Raw genomic sequence first — 13,899 nt, 5'->3', positions numbered from 1 at the left:
TTAGCACAATCGCGAAACAGAATATCTCCTTACGGTGCGCTCTTCAGCGGATGCTGCCTGAAAAAATCCAGCATCGCGGGCGTCCATTCTTTGGGCCATCGCATGTGATTGCCGAGACCAATCAGCGATCCAGTCGTGGTGGCCGTCGATTTCACAGGAGCCTCCGGATCGGTACCGCACGAATCGGTACAGGCGTGCACCTGCTGATGATGATTGTCGAGGATCACGTCGTCGACAACCACTCCGGCTGCATTGAGCTCGCTCGCCATCAGCTCGCCGTTGGGACAGATGCCACCGACGTCGCATGCGTTATGAATATGCATCGTGCGAGCGGCGGGGTTGAAGATCTGAATCTGTTTGATGTTCGCCGGCGTTCCGGCCACCGGCTGCTGCGGGCACGGATCGTCGAACGCGCCGAATGGATTGGGCGCCGAATAGACGGCAGCCGCCGCGATGTTTGGGCGATTCACTGCGTAGAGAATGCCCATCGCGGCACCGTTGGACCATCCCGAGACGTAAATCCGCGCGGTATCGACCTTGCCGGTTGCGACCTCGGTTGCGATGAAATGATCGATCGTTGCCGCGTCCGCATTTTCGCGCCAGATCGCGTTTCCAATCCTTACGTCGCCCGCGGGGTTCATCTGCCGATACCAATTGTCCCACCCAACTCCTTTCTTGTCCGGGAACGGATAGTAGTGGGTAGTTTTGCGTCCCTCAGGCGCCAGAACTATGTATCCGACATTCTTCGGATCGTCGCTGAGTGAGGTGGAGTTCTGAAGGTCAAGTATATTCGTCTGAGTAATCCATCCGGCGGAAAACAAGGAAGGATGTAAGTATACGACCATTGGTAACTTACTATTCGATCTGAGTACCTTCGGCTCGTAGAGGCATGCGTATCGATCGATTTTGTCGGCGTCCTTCCACGGGCCGAGCAACTTGCCGTCGCCGCAACTGGGTACCACTTCGGAAAGTACTGCCGCCGACGGAGCGCCAAATGGCCCGCACGCGGTGGGCGGATCCATGGTCACACTGCCGCACGAGAAAAAGAATGCGATCATCGCCAGGCAAACAGCTCTATTCACGGCTTTGGCTTATCATATCCAAGGAACTGCGAATGAGCGGGAAAGATACAATTTATACCACCTGTAGTGGTTTTGAGGGTTCTCATATACCAAGGGTAGCTTCGTTCCGTCAGAAGTTTGTTCTCTGCACGCCAGGGAACCTGGCTGCGACGTTTAATAGATTGTCCTTCCGGGGGGACGCTGGGAAGGGGGACTATCGAGCGGGACCGGACTTCACTCGCGCCTGTACTTTTCCTGGCGAGCGGTTTCGAGCGCGTCGGCGTCTTTGCGCGACGGGCGTGCGGGCATCCATCCCTTGGTGTAGTCGACGTCTTCCCAAGATCGATCGTTGGCGTCCCATACGTAGGGCAGTTCGACGATTGTGGCGGGAGCGGTGATCGTTTCGAACGCGAGCATCGCCTCAGTCACGATTCGGCGCTGCAGCTCGGGTTGATCGGGCGGACCGGTCTGATGGCCGAGTGGAAAATTTACAAAAACCGCGCGCGGCGGCTTGACCGACTGAGTGATGTCGATCGCGGAAGTCATTGCGAGCGTGGGGATTCCAGCTTTTTCGGCTGCGCGCGCGATCAGTCCAACGGACTGATGGCACACGGGTCAAGCAGGGACGAGAAAAAAAGCGTCGGCGTGCGCGCGCTTGAGCTCGTCGACAATTTGCGGAGCGAGTTCGTCGCGGACTTTGCGCGCCGAATAAATTCCGCCCATGAAACTGAACGCAGGATCGACGAGTTCGCCGATCATGCCAGCCGCTTCGAGCTCGCGCATTCGCTCGAGCGGGAAGACGCAGTTGACGTCGCGCTCGGCGTCGCGAGTGGGATAGCCGAAGTGCCAAACGCTGAGTTCGTCGCGGCGCGCATCGAGCGGGATGCGGCGATAGGACGCGTCCTCGCGATGGAAGCGCGGCTGATCGCGATACATGATTCCGCCCGAACTCATCAGCGCGATTTTGCATTTGCTAATTGGTTTTGCGAGCGGAGTGAATGGCGCCGAATCGTTCTCGACCCATCGGTACGGGATGAAATCGTCATAGAGAGCGCGCGTGCGAGGAATGTATGCGATGGGCATACGCCTAACTCTACGATGGAGTCGAAGGAAACGGCAAACAGCTCGGCACGCCGACGGCGCGTAGACGTTTATTTCCATGAAATATTCATCGCGAAAGCAAATTTCGCTGTATGTGAGCCTCCGACATCGAACAAACATAAGCCGCACTCTCAATTGATGTCTAAGCAATAAGGAAGTGGAAAATACGAACGGCACTGACTCGTACAGTCTAAATACTTAACTTACCATATTGACGCATATGTGAATTTCTGCGATGAATGGTCCCGCAAAGTGTCCCGGGGGGGACCGCTATTTCAGGTTCCCGATTTGGGCGAGGCAGGCCAGAAGCCATTTCTGGCGCGAGTTTCTAGGGAGGGATGGTAAAAATGCACGTATTACTCAAGCATGCGCGACGCGTGATACTAGGCGTCGCGATGGGGGCGCTGATACTCGCCGCTGCGCCGGGATCCGGTCGGGCGGACACTATTCTTACGCTATGCATCTCGCCGAAGAACCAGAGCATAGTTTTGCCGCCCGGTGGGACCTGCAGTAAGCCGAATCGACTAATTACCTGGGATCAAGACGGTGTTGCGGGTCCATCGGGGCCGCAGGGTCCAAAGGGTATGCAAGGACCGCAAGGGCCGACCGGGACAGCAGGTGAGATGGGACCTCAAGGTCCGGTAGGGCCGGGTGGTGCGATCGGACCGGTTGGGAATGCCGGAGCGACTGGTCCGATGGGTCCGGCTGGTGAAATGGGGCAACAAGGATCCCAAGGGCCGACCGGGCCGACCGGAGCGACTGGTCCGACGGGACCAACGGGCGCCCCCGGCGTAAACGGGACACAGTTCTACACACTCGGCGGTGGCGACCTTGGCAGCAACGTCGAGCTGCTCTTTGGCTACGTCAGCGTATTGTCGGGAACGAGCGGCGTCGGAACGAGCCCGATCTACTACGGCCCGGGTAACGGCGCCGACACGCAGCTGGAAAGCGAAGCGGTGCCAATCGACGCCTCGACGGTTACTCAGCTTTGGGTACAGACCAAGAACGCGCCGGGCGCTGGCCAGAGTTATACGTTCCAGCTCTGCATCAACAGCGATTGCTCAACGCCGCCCGTCACCTGCTCGATCGATCTCCCGAGCCTGACCGAGTGCAGCGATCTAAAGCACAGCCAGAAGTACACCCCGGGTGACACTATCGCCTTGAAAGGGACCGCGACCGATGGTGCCGCACCGACCGAAGTATCGTGGATGGTGGTGGTTCATCAGACCGGCGGCGATATCCCCGTGGTAGTTGGACCGTAAGCGGCCGGCACAGGGGAAACGGGAATGTTGAGTACGCGAATGGTAACAGTCAGGGAGGGGACGAGAATGCCTCAATCTTTTAAGAACGCGTGGCGCTGGCTCATAGGAGCATCGGCGGCTGCGATGTTAATAGCGAGCGTCGCACCGGCGGCAAACGCGCAGACCCCGGACACCGGGATCATCAAGCTCTGCGTGGCCCGGAACGGCAAGATCATCGGGGTCAATCACGTTTGCAAGAACCACAACTTCGAATTGGTCTGGAATATCCCGGGACCGCAGGGTCCAGAGGGACCGCAGGGCGTTGTCGGCCCGGCCGGCGCACCGGGAGCGGTGGGTCCGACCGGATCGCAAGGCTTGGTCGGTCCAGTGGGTCCGACCGGACCGATGGGCGCGTTGGGCCTGACGGGTCCCGCGGGAGTGCAAGGAGTGACAGGTCCTACAGGACCGACTGGTAACGTGGGCCGCCCGGGACCGACTGGACCAATTGGCCTGGTAGGGTCGACGGGAACACCCGCACCCTTGACCGGCGACAACGTTGAGATTCTCAGCGGCGGCACGCTCGGCGGAACTATCGGCGACAATGCGGGAATACAGCTTAGCGACGTCTCCGGTGACCTGGGTGCGCCGACCTTCCCGCTCTATCTGGGACCGGGCAACGGAGCGTCGGGTGAAGGCATCTTCTCGATTCCTCCCGCCCCGGTTGCTGGCCCGCAAACGAGCGTTCAGGTACCGACTCCGGGAGGCACCGCATTCAATCTGTGGGTATCGATCGCGCCCGGCGATGCGGGTCCTCTAGGCTCCGACTACACCTTCATCGTATGCAACGAGGCAGATTGCGACATAACGACGAATCCGTTTTGTACGGTGGGGAATGATTCGTTCCCGGCTACCGATACGACGGTCTGTTCGTCTTCCACCCAAACCGGGAGTGCCCCGAGTCTGAACTTCCTGCCGGGAGATACACTCTCGATCCAGGCCTACAGATCCGAGGCTGCAATTGCGACCAACACCGTGGACGTGAGGTGGTCGATGGACTACGCGATCGCCCCCGCGAGCGCCTTCTGATTCCGGAACGCGAGGAGGAGAAGACAGATGAAATCGCGATCGGAAGTCATCACGGGTGGAGGGAAACAGAAAATGGAGGGCGTGAACATGCCTGGTTCGTTTAAATTTGCGTGGCGTTGGCTGGTCGGTGCGACCGCCGCTACGATACTCTGCGTGGCCGCACTTCCAGGTGTCGGCCGGGCCGAGAATATTGAGATCTGCATCAATAATAACAGTGGTAAAATCGTAGGCATCAACCTCGGAATTGATGGCTGCACTGGAAATACCACCGAGCTTGATTGGGTAACGACCGGACCGTCCGGGCCTACCGGAATGCAGGGCGTGATGGGCGATCCGGGGCAACCGGGGACGCAAGGACCTCAGGGCGCCCCTGGCATTCAGGGACCTGCGGGAGAGCAGGGAGATGCGGGGCCGCAGGGTCCTCAGGGAGCTATCGGGCCGACGGGACCTACCGGCCCGGCAGGAATTATGGGTGAGGACGGAGTCCGCGGCCCGACTGGGCTGATTGGAGTAACTGGGCCAACCGGCACGCCTGGTATCTCGGAACCCAATATTTCCGTCTTCACGGGCGGATCGCTTGGCACCTTGGGATCCCTCTTCCACATCGATCTCTCAGGCGACAACAGCGTCGGAAACCCCGGCAGTATTCTGATACTTGGGGCGGGCAACGGTTCGGATACGTCCCCGGCGACGGAAGTAGTGATGTCTGAGGCCGGAACTGCCGAGCGCTTGTTCGTCAACGTGGACAACGATCCCGGAACTCAAATGAATAACGGGATCCCCAGCACGTTCTTCTTCTTTCTCTGCGACGGGAATTCCTTCCCCGCGAGTTGCGGCCTTACCTGTTTCATGACGGGACCAGATACGACTTGCAGCGATTTGACGGATACTCAGGCATTCGCGCAGAGCGACGAGATGAGTCTATGGGCGTACTCTTCTTATTTTGAGGCGAACCACGCCGACGTGAAGTGGTCGGTAACTTACGATCACGGCGCAGGAATCATTATTCCGTAGCCGGAAAAACGATCCTCGAATGTTAGGGAAGGCCCCCGGGTAACTCCGGGGGTTTTCTTTTTTCGAATCGATGCTAGTGCAAGCGAGGTAGAACTTCGGCGCCGAAGCGATCAAGCGAACGGCGTGCCTTGGCGGGATCGAGCCCCGGCAATTGCGTGACTACGATCAGCTCCGTCATAGGAGTTGATTCCAGAGTCTCTTCGAGCCGTGCAGCGACCTCGGGGGCGGTTCCCAGCACGCTGGTGCGTCTCAGGCGCTCGGGATCGGGACGAATCAGCACCTTGCTCTGGTCGGTGGTGCCGGCCGCGGCCGAGAGCCATTTGCCGTAAAGCTCGGCCTGGTACATGAGCGCGTCGCGGGTGTCGCGCCATGCCTGCTCCTCGCTGTCGGCGATATAAACCACGCGGCTGTTTACGATGCTGTAGCGCGCGGCGTCCTTGCCGGCGGCCTTTAGCGCCTCGAGATAGATGCCTATTTCCCTGCGTCCGCCGACGCATGCAAATCCGAGATCGAGCGCGGCTGCCCGCCGAATCGACTTCGACGCACCCGCTCCCCACAGCAATTCCGGATACGGCCGACTCACAGGCTGTGGCAGCACGCGAACGTCTCGGAACTTGAAATACTTGCCGTCGAAACTGAATCGATCGCCGGTCCACGCGAGCTTCAGAATCTCAATAGTCTCGAGCGTGCGGCCTAGTCGCTGCGCACGCGGCACGCCGAAACCTTCGAACTCCTCGGCGCGGTAGCCGAGACCAATTCCGAGCCGGAGCCGGCCGTTCGAGACTACGTCGACAAATGCGGCATCCTCAGCCAGCTTCAGCGGATGAAGAAACGGCGCCAGCAGCACGTAAGTGCCGATAGTGACGCGCGTCGTGCGCGCCGCGATAGCAGCAGCCGCGGGCATCAGCGCGGGCAGGTAGCCGTCGTCGGTAAAGTGGTGCTCGGTGAGCCAGATGGAATCGAAGCCGAGCCGCTCGGCGGCCTCGACCTGCGCAAATGACTCGCGATAGAGATCGCGAAACGACAAGGTCGAGCCCGGCGGATTGCGGAAATCGAGCTGATAGCCAACTTTGACCTTGCGCATGATTCACCTCACGGCGTTCCGATCGTTTTAGTGTTTAGCAGAAGCCACATTTCAAACTTGCTCGGGTCATTCACACTGGCTATCTCCGACGGCCGCACAAGAAGCGCGATAGCGCGCTCTCGCCCTTCGTGCGCAGGTATAACTATGGGCGATCTAACTGTTTGCTTGCCCGGCTCTATGGCCTTAGCGAGATTGAAGCTAACCGCCGCGCGCCCGCGTGATACGGTCAGCACTGGATCACTGAACATTACCCCTATTTCTCCTACCTGCGCACCGCCATACCCCGGAGGCGAGTCTGGAACGCCGACATTGACCTGTCCCGATCTGTTCACCCATATGGGACCAACCAGAAGGTCATAGCCTACATCCAGATTCAATGCGATTGAGGCATGAGACTCGACGCCTGTAACCGGTAGGGAAGCGACGGCCTGATCTTCGGACAGCTGCCATGCTCCATTCATTCCCAGGACGCTCCGCAGTCGCTCATCTTTAGGATTAGCCAGAAAAGGATCGTCGTTCGCGCCCGCGAAGACGAACTCGATCCGATTGAGTGCGTCAAGACTCTCAAGTGTACCCAGGATCGAGCGCAGTTGATCGTTGGACGCCACCAGCCGCGCGAATTTCTCGACTCGCGGTGGCTCGAGCTTCAGACGTCCATCGACAAGGACTCCCCGGCTCTCCAGGAGACGGTGGAACTCACCAAGTTGGCTTCGGATTGAAACTGACGCGGCGCCCCATGGCCCGAACGAAGATGCCAGCAGCGCGACCGCCACGCTGGCCGGTATCGCGCGCAAGTCCATATTGCCCCCCGCCACGCCCATGTAGATGGCCATTGCCAACAGCCAGATGGCGAACAGGCACAGGAAGTATCGTTCAGGTGTCACTCCGTACTCGGCGATTCGTTGCCACACCGCCAGCGTCAGCAACAGCATGGGGATGACCATCAGCCAGAACCATGAGCGCATGAACCATCGCACCGGCCGAAATCCAACTTCGCGCCACGGATAGGCGATCATGTAGGTAACAGTGCCGATGATGCCAAAGGCCAGTACTAAGTGTCCCACTTCACCCTTGGGCATATTGGCGGTGACAGCTATCTTGGCCGCATAGATATGGATCATCACGGCGTAGACAAGGACTAAGGGCGCAAGCGCGAAGTTAAGTACATAGGAGACCGCCTTTTCCATCAGGTCAGGCTTGGCGCCAGCTACGAATGCTTCGTCCGCATCTGTAGGTATCATAGCCAGCGCGAACAACGGTCCTAACAGAGACGCGCCAGTCGTCCATATATGCTCGTAAGTAGTATCGGCGATGGGAATATCGAACAAATATCTAAAGCTCTCGAGCAATAGCGATAGGCCACCGCAAACAATGACCAGCGCCACCACTCCCATCACCGCGGCGATACCGAGCTGGAGACCGAACTGCCAGAACGCTTCAAGCGTCGCGCCGCGGCGCAGGTGCGCGGCGACAATAGTCGCCAATATCAGGCCGCCTACAACTACAACGTCCTGCGTGTAGACTTCGCCGTGAGAAAACTGGAGGGATGCGGCCACGGCCGCAGCCGCGAGGCCGGCGATCACACCGGCGATAGCGCTGAGGCGGTGGGTGTCCGACCAAAGCGCCGCGATCAATGCCGCCAAGGCCGCGGCTACCGACGCAAAGATTACTTCGCCCTCGAACCGATCGGACATCGCAATGAAGCCCGCGATTTGAAGATTGAGCAGGACGGTCAGAGCGACGCACATGGCCACCGGAACCGGAAACCGTCCGATCGAACGAAGCTGCTTAGGAACCCGAGACAGGAATTTCAAGCGCCCTGTTCGTCTCGCTTCAACGTGCGGCGAGGCCGCCGTCGACGATCAGTTCGGTGCCGGTGATGTAGGACGCGTCGTCGGACAACAGAAAGACGATTGCGTTGGCGATTTCCCATGGCGTGCCTTGCCGGCGCATCGGGATTCGAGGCGCGACGGTGCTCTCGCGATCGCCGACCAGCCGTCGGACCATCGAGGAATCGATCAGGCCCGGAAGGATCGTATTGACGCGGATGTTGTCGCGCGCGTGGGAGACGGCGGCCGAGCGCGACAGGCCGAGGAGCGCGGCCTTGGTCGCCTCGTAGGAAATCTGCGAGTTCGAGCGCATCGCGGCCAGCGACGAGACGTTGACGATCGCGCCGCCGCCGGCTTTCGCGATCTCGGGCACCGCGTAGCGCATCATCAGGAAGTGGCTGCGGAGGTTGACCGCGAACATCTTGTCGAAGTGTTCGGTGGAGGTCTTCAGCAGGTTGCCGCCGATTGCGATACCGACATTGTTCACGAGCAGATGAAGCGACGAGAACGCGCGGATGGTCGCTTCGACGGCGCCACGGCATTGATCCTCGACGCTAACGTCGGCGGCGACGGCATCGGCGCGACCGCCTTCGTCGCGAATCGCGGCGGCAGTCTGCTGTGCGAGCTCGAGCGAACGGTCGGCGACCATCACCGACGCGCCCTCGCGCGCGCACATGATTGCGGTGGCGCGGCCGTTGCCGATTGAAAGTTTATCGCCGGCTTTCGCCGGTCCGTCCGCGCCGCCTCCGACGATTAACGCTACCTTCCCCGTCAGACGAGCCATGATTTTGCCTCCGGTTGTCATTCCGCGGCCGTCCGCGCGGTTGGAAAGCGCCGCACGTATTGCAGGAAACGCGCGAGGGCGCGGTCGGCGTCGATTAGAAGACCGTCGTGAAAGCGGATGGTCTTCATGATCGGCTCGTCTTCCTGGATGAGGCGGCGGAAGAACGCCTCGCCGATCTGAAGCCGCTGCTCGCGTTCGGCGTCGTTGCCCTCGGAGCGCGGCGTCGCGGTGACCGACCATCCGTGAGTGCGGCCGTCGGGCGTCGGCGTCCCGGTCGCCATGGAGAGAATCGCCATGCCATTGAGGCGTCCCGCCAGCGCGATCGTGTTGGTACCGGTCACGCGGATGCGCTGATCGAAGATGCCGAGGTTGGGATCCTCGAAGCGCACGTCGTACTGGATGCGGTAGTCGCCAACGTCGATCGCATCTGGGTCGCATTCGATTTTGAGTCCGTGCAAAACCCGCAGATGCTGAAAGTCCATCGAGTTGGTGAAGGGCACCCATGGCTCGACTGGGAGATCGAAGGCCTCGGCCGTGCGGATGTCGAGATCCGGCTCGGCGTAATCGACAAATTCGGGTACGTCGAACAGCGGATCAGTTCCGTTAAACGCCCAGATCAATCCCCACTTTTCAGCGGTCGGATATTTGAACATCTTCGCGGCCTTGGGAATTTTCTCGGACGCTGGAATTTTGGTGCATCCGCCGTCGGGGCCGTACTGCCAGTGATGGAACGCGCATTGGATATCGTTGCCGATGACCTTGCCCATGCTGAGGTCGGCGCCGAGATGACGGCAGTACGCGTTCATCACGACCGCCTCGCCGTTCTCGCCGCGATACGCGATTGCGCGTCCGTCGAGGAAGTCGCGGCCGATCAACTCGCCTGAGCCGACTTCGTCGGAGCGTGCAATCGCATACCACGACTGATGGAATCCTGCTGGCTTCTTAGCGCGAGTCTTCGATGCGCGGCCGCCGTGCGCACGCGGGATTGCAGTCGTCGATGCCATCGTGTGGCCCTCCCCTAATCAGGCGGCGGATTTGTGTCGAATTTTGGAAGCTGGACGAAGAACAGCAGGCAATCGTCCACGACTTCGAGTTCGCGGCCGGTGTCGGCGGGATCGACGCGGAACGCGGAGTGAGTGTCGAGCACCTCGCCTGAGGTGACGTCGCGAATCGCGCCGCTCTCGACGAACAGCAACTCGGGTGCGCGATGCCGATCGACCTTGTGCCGCGAGCCGCGCGTCGCACGAATCTCGCCGATGTTCAGAGCGCGCTCGCCAAAGGTCGCCATGTGTTTCAGCTCGAAGCCGGGATCGCGCGTCGCAAGCCATCCGAAGCCGTTGGGATATATGATGACCGGCTCTTCGTAGCGCGGCGGTGGATACTCGACGGAGTGCCCGTTGACGTGCTCCCAAATCGCCTCGTAGCCATCCTTGCGAACGACGCGGCCGTCGGTGGTCGAGCGCGTGAAGACGCCGCCGTCGAATTTCCCGAGGTCGGATAATTTTTCGTAGCCGCGGTTCAACTGCTGATAACTCATGAACCCGTAGCCGGCCGACCCGCCCATCTGGAGCAGCAGCACGATTGATTTGCTGGTGTCGGACTGCGGGCCGTAGAAAGTTCCCTCGGGGAAATAGCCGACGGTGCCGGCCTTGAGATCCTTTCTGGGCGCATAGTTCATCGCGCCTTCGAGGCAGAGACGGACCTGATCGAAGTTGTGTCGATGGCGCGGCGTGAAATAGTCACCCGCGGTTCGCACGATACTCAGTTCGAAATTGTCGGGAGTGCCGGACGTGCCTTGCAGCAGGCGTTTGAAGTCGATTCCGCCCGAGCGATGCCCCGAAACCTCGCCCCACTCGACGTCGGCAGCGTGTACCGTTTGCATAGCAGTCGGGTTAGCGCGGGCGCGTGCGCCGCGTCAAGGATTACGACGAGCTTGCGGCGGGGTGGTGAGTCTTGAGGATAGCGCCGCAGGCGGCGATAGCGTCGAGGACGCCGTCGGCGACGCGTCCGGATTTCACGGTGGTGAGAAATCGGTCAACGATTTTGTTCCATGTTCCGTCAGGCGCGAGGGCGTGAGTCTCGTGGTCGGCGACAATCTCGACATAGCGCTCGCCGAGTGAGACGAACAGCAGGATTCGGTGGTGCTGCTCGTGGTTTGCGAGCACATGAGCGTTGAACTCGCGATGCGCGAGTTGCCATGCGCGTTCGTGCTCGACGCGCTTGGGCACGATCGAGAGGCGGGCCGGGAGCCATTCGAAGACCAGCGTCAGCACAATCAGGGTCCACAGTTCGATCGCGATCACGGTGCGGCTCGCGAGGTCGGGCCGAATCAAGCTGACGACCCCGCCCAGCAGAATCGCGGCGATCGCAGCCGATGCAACAGGATAGAGTGCATAGCGATCGCTGACGCGCGTCACGACGACGCAAAGGTCGGCAGAGGTGTCGCGCTTGACCGCGGCCATCGCGGCATCGATGCGCTGTTGCTCTTCGGGTGTGAATGGACTTTTCATTTTTTTGGGTCACCAACTGCCGGAAGCGCCGCCGCCCCCGAAGGAGCCACCGCCTCCTGAGAAGCCGCCGCCGCCGGAGGAAGAGCCTCCTCTAGAAGAAAAGTCTCCGCTGGACCCGCCACCTGAATTCCAGTCATGGCGGACGCCCCGGTGAATACGTCCCGTTAGGCCTGCCCACAAAAAAAATAACGCCCAAAATAAAAAATAGCATAGAACGAAAATAGGGCTTTTATCTTTGTCCCCAACGGAAACCGTGGATGTCGCCGGTTCGCGCATCTCAGGAGGGTTACCGCCGAGCGCCTTAAGTATCGACGTGGCACCGGCCAGAACGCCGGCGCTGTAATCTCCGCGCTTGAAGCTTGGCAGTATGTAGTTTTGGATTATCGCGCTGCAGGTGGCGTCGGTGAGCGTACCTTCGAGGCCGTAACCGACCTCGATGCGAACCTTGTGCTCCTTGGGTGCGACGATTAGCAGCGCGCCGGTGTTCTTACCTTTTTGCCCGATGCCCCAATAGCGACCGAGCTGATAGCCGTAGTCCTCGATGGTGTAACCCTGCAGCGAAGCGAGCGTGACGACCACGACTTGCTCGCCGGTTGCGCTCTCGTGCGCGGCAAGCATGTCGGTGAGGTCGTTCTTAGTCGCATCGCTCAGGACGCCCGCGTCATCGACGACGCGGCCGGTGAGAGGCGGAAATTTCGGTTCCGCGGCGAGGGCGGGGGACGCGAGAATCGCCAGAAGGAGAATGAGGCTCAGCTGTTGCGCTCGTGTCGGATTCACCAGCTTCCTGAAGCGCCGCCGCCGCCGAACGATCCGCCTCCTCCCGAGAAACCGCCGCCGCCACCACCACCTCCTCCTCCACCGAACCCGCCCCCTGAATCCCAGTGATCGCTGCTGCCCCACTGAAAGTTATTATTTGATCCAGCCACTGCGCTCATAAGAAGTACAGTGCCGATCAAAGGGATGAGGAAAAACAACAACAGAGCCGCCGATGCCTTGCGGTCTGGAGGGTGGAAAAGACTTGCAAAACCTGCAGGCGCGGTCGCCGGTTCGCCAACCATGTAGGTGCGCCTTCGTCAGGAGGGTTACCGCCAAGCGCGCGCACCATCTCCGTGGCGCCGGCCAGGATCCCGAAGTTGAAATCTCCGCGCTTGAAACTCGGCAGGATGTAGTTGTCGATTATCGCGCGGCTTTTCGCGTCGGTCAGTTGTCCTTCGAGGCCGTAGCCGACCTCGATGCGAACTTTGTGCTCGTTGGGCGCCACGATAAGCAGCGCGCCGTTATTCTTTCCTTTCTGTCCTATGCCCCAGTAGCGGCCTAGCTCGTAGCCGTATTCCTCGATGGGATATCTCTGCAATGAAGCGAGCGTCACGACGACGACTTGATCGCCGGTTGCGCGCTCGCGCTCGGCCAGCATGTCCGTGAGTTGTCTTTTGGTCGAAGCCCTCAGGATGCCCGCGTCATCGACGACTCGTCCTGTGAGCGCTGGAAATTGCGGCCCGGAGGCGAGCGCAGGTGACGCGAGGATCAGCAGCAGAAGGAGCAACGCACGCGCTGCCTTCGTGGCACTGTCCGCCCATGCGCGAACGCGCATTAGAATTTGACCTGGGGTACCTGTTGGGCTTGCTCGGTTATCGTGAAAGTCTCGCGCACCTTCATATCAGGGTACAGGATCGATGCTATCCAGCGCTGTGGGATCGTCCTAAGCGCAGTGTTGTATTCCTGCACGGCGAGAATGTAGTCGCGTCGTGCGACGGTGATCCGATTCTCGGTGCCCTCCAGCTGCGATTGAAGCGCGAGGAAATTCTGATTCGACTTAAGGTCGGGATAGGCCTCTGCCACCGCTAGCAGGCGTCCGAGCGCGCCAGTAACGGCGGCCTGGTTCTGTTCGAACTGGTGAAAGGCCTGCGGGTTCGACAGGATGTCCGCGGGAAGCTGCATCTGGGTCGCATGCGCGCGTGCCTCGGTCACCTGGGTCAGCACCTGCTGCTCCTGGTGCGCATAGCCCTTGACGGTTTCGACCAGGTTCGGAATCAGGTCGGCGCGGCGCTGATACTGATTCAGCACTTCGCTCCAGGCGGCTTTGACCTGCTCGTCGAGGGTAGGGATCTTGTTGACGCCGCATCCGGATAGCCCATCGAGCACCAGCCCAAGAGTTAGGAGGAGAGCTAGCGCGCGAAAGTGCTTTAACG

Annotated in this window: 15 protein-coding genes; 3 read left to right on the top strand and 12 right to left on the bottom strand. The window is 60.2% G+C overall.

Going from position 1 to position 13,899, the window contains the following annotated elements; all coding sequences use genetic code 11:
* Positions 1 to 29: 29 nt before the first annotated feature.
* The 3 genes from WB650_RS08000 to WB650_RS07990 form a co-directional block, all read right to left on the bottom strand.
* A complete protein-coding gene (locus WB650_RS08000) occupies positions 30 to 1,082 on the bottom strand; it encodes a hypothetical protein (protein ID WP_423960079.1) in 1,053 nt (350 codons plus the stop codon).
* Positions 1,083 to 1,295: 213 nt separating this feature from the next.
* Positions 1,296 to 1,607, bottom strand: coding sequence for a hypothetical protein (locus tag WB650_RS07995; RefSeq protein WP_422307124.1), 312 nt, complete (start codon positions 1,605 to 1,607; stop codon positions 1,296 to 1,298).
* 69 nt (positions 1,608 to 1,676) lie between these two features.
* Positions 1,677 to 2,144: a glycine/sarcosine/betaine reductase selenoprotein B family protein gene (locus WB650_RS07990; RefSeq protein WP_422307126.1), complete on the bottom strand. Its 468-nt coding sequence runs from the start codon at positions 2,142 to 2,144 to the stop codon at positions 1,677 to 1,679.
* Between the two features lie 365 nt (positions 2,145 to 2,509).
* Between WB650_RS07990 and WB650_RS07985 the strand changes: the two genes are divergently transcribed.
* From WB650_RS07985 to WB650_RS07975, 3 genes are all read left to right on the top strand, one after another.
* Entirely contained in the window at positions 2,510 to 3,424 is a 915-nt protein-coding gene (locus tag WB650_RS07985) for a hypothetical protein (RefSeq protein WP_422307128.1), read from the top strand.
* 66 nt (positions 3,425 to 3,490) lie between these two features.
* Positions 3,491 to 4,489, top strand: a complete 999-nt coding sequence (locus tag WB650_RS07980) for a hypothetical protein (RefSeq protein ID WP_423960078.1) — start codon at positions 3,491 to 3,493, stop codon at positions 4,487 to 4,489.
* Positions 4,490 to 4,516: 27 nt separating this feature from the next.
* The gene (locus tag WB650_RS07975) at positions 4,517 to 5,503 is read left to right on the top strand and encodes a hypothetical protein (protein ID WP_423960076.1); all 987 of its coding nucleotides are present in this window, start codon (positions 4,517 to 4,519) and stop codon (positions 5,501 to 5,503) included.
* A 73-nt stretch (positions 5,504 to 5,576) separates the two neighbouring features.
* On the opposite strand, the gene WB650_RS07970 is transcribed toward WB650_RS07975, so the two are convergent.
* The 9 genes from WB650_RS07970 to WB650_RS07930 all read right to left on the bottom strand — a co-directional run bounded on the left by WB650_RS07970 (position 5,577) and on the right by WB650_RS07930 (position 13,855).
* Complete coding sequence (locus tag WB650_RS07970) at positions 5,577 to 6,587, bottom strand: LLM class flavin-dependent oxidoreductase (protein WP_422307134.1); 1,011 nt, start codon at positions 6,585 to 6,587, stop codon at positions 5,577 to 5,579.
* Positions 6,588 to 6,595: 8 nt separating this feature from the next.
* Entirely contained in the window at positions 6,596 to 8,401 is a 1,806-nt protein-coding gene (locus tag WB650_RS07965; RefSeq protein WP_423960074.1) for a DUF4153 domain-containing protein, read from the bottom strand.
* A gap of 19 nt (positions 8,402 to 8,420) precedes the next feature.
* On the bottom strand, positions 8,421 to 9,200 hold the full coding sequence (locus tag WB650_RS07960) for an SDR family NAD(P)-dependent oxidoreductase (RefSeq protein ID WP_422307138.1): 780 nt from the start codon (positions 9,198 to 9,200) through the stop codon (positions 8,421 to 8,423).
* Positions 9,201 to 9,217: 17 nt separating this feature from the next.
* A complete protein-coding gene (locus tag WB650_RS07955; protein ID WP_422307140.1) occupies positions 9,218 to 10,204 on the bottom strand; it encodes a Rieske 2Fe-2S domain-containing protein in 987 nt (328 codons plus the stop codon).
* Between the two features lie 14 nt (positions 10,205 to 10,218).
* Positions 10,219 to 11,082 (bottom strand): hypothetical protein, encoded by an 864-nt coding sequence (locus WB650_RS07950; RefSeq protein ID WP_423960071.1) that lies wholly within the window; start codon positions 11,080 to 11,082, stop codon positions 10,219 to 10,221.
* A 40-nt stretch (positions 11,083 to 11,122) separates the two neighbouring features.
* Positions 11,123 to 11,710, bottom strand: coding sequence for a TPM domain-containing protein (locus tag WB650_RS07945; RefSeq protein WP_422301000.1), 588 nt, complete (start codon positions 11,708 to 11,710; stop codon positions 11,123 to 11,125).
* A gap of 9 nt (positions 11,711 to 11,719) precedes the next feature.
* Positions 11,720 to 12,487, bottom strand: coding sequence for a TPM domain-containing protein (locus WB650_RS07940; RefSeq protein ID WP_422301001.1), 768 nt, complete (start codon positions 12,485 to 12,487; stop codon positions 11,720 to 11,722).
* Positions 12,488 to 12,662: 175 nt separating this feature from the next.
* Positions 12,663 to 13,301: a TPM domain-containing protein gene (locus tag WB650_RS07935; protein ID WP_422301002.1), complete on the bottom strand. Its 639-nt coding sequence runs from the start codon at positions 13,299 to 13,301 to the stop codon at positions 12,663 to 12,665.
* Complete coding sequence (locus tag WB650_RS07930) at positions 13,301 to 13,855, bottom strand: LemA family protein (protein ID WP_422301014.1); 555 nt, start codon at positions 13,853 to 13,855, stop codon at positions 13,301 to 13,303. Before WB650_RS07930 ends, WB650_RS07935 begins: the two co-directional genes overlap by 1 nt.
* Positions 13,856 to 13,899: the final 44 nt, after the last annotated feature.

This window comes from Binatus sp. (SeqCode), assembly GCF_049584895.1.
Classification (GTDB): Bacteria; Desulfobacterota; Binatia; order Binatales; family Binataceae; genus Binatus.
This window is presented reverse-complemented; position numbering and strand designations above follow the sequence as displayed.

Bases quoted from the DNA above. Each gene is read 5' to 3' on its own strand.
- WB650_RS07995 (WP_422307124.1), bottom strand. From the start codon at position 1,607: ATGACTTCCGCGATCGACATCACTCAGTCGGTCAAGCCGCCGCGCGCG.
- WB650_RS07990 (WP_422307126.1), bottom strand. From the start codon at position 2,144: ATGCCCATCGCATACATTCCTCGCACGCGCGCTCTCTATGACGATTTC.
- WB650_RS07985 (WP_422307128.1), top strand. From the start codon at position 2,510: ATGCACGTATTACTCAAGCATGCGCGACGCGTGATACTAGGCGTCGCG.
- WB650_RS07980 (WP_423960078.1), top strand. From the start codon at position 3,491: ATGCCTCAATCTTTTAAGAACGCGTGGCGCTGGCTCATAGGAGCATCG.
- WB650_RS07975 (WP_423960076.1), top strand. From the start codon at position 4,517: ATGAAATCGCGATCGGAAGTCATCACGGGTGGAGGGAAACAGAAAATG.
- WB650_RS07970 (WP_422307134.1), bottom strand. From the start codon at position 6,587: ATGCGCAAGGTCAAAGTTGGCTATCAGCTCGATTTCCGCAATCCGCCG.
- WB650_RS07960 (WP_422307138.1), bottom strand. From the start codon at position 9,200: ATGGCTCGTCTGACGGGGAAGGTAGCGTTAATCGTCGGAGGCGGCGCG.
- WB650_RS07955 (WP_422307140.1), bottom strand. From the start codon at position 10,204: ATGGCATCGACGACTGCAATCCCGCGTGCGCACGGCGGCCGCGCATCG.
- WB650_RS07950 (WP_423960071.1), bottom strand. From the start codon at position 11,082: ATGCAAACGGTACACGCTGCCGACGTCGAGTGGGGCGAGGTTTCGGGG.
- WB650_RS07945 (WP_422301000.1), bottom strand. From the start codon at position 11,710: ATGAAAAGTCCATTCACACCCGAAGAGCAACAGCGCATCGATGCCGCG.
- WB650_RS07935 (WP_422301002.1), bottom strand. From the start codon at position 13,301: ATGCGCGTTCGCGCATGGGCGGACAGTGCCACGAAGGCAGCGCGTGCG.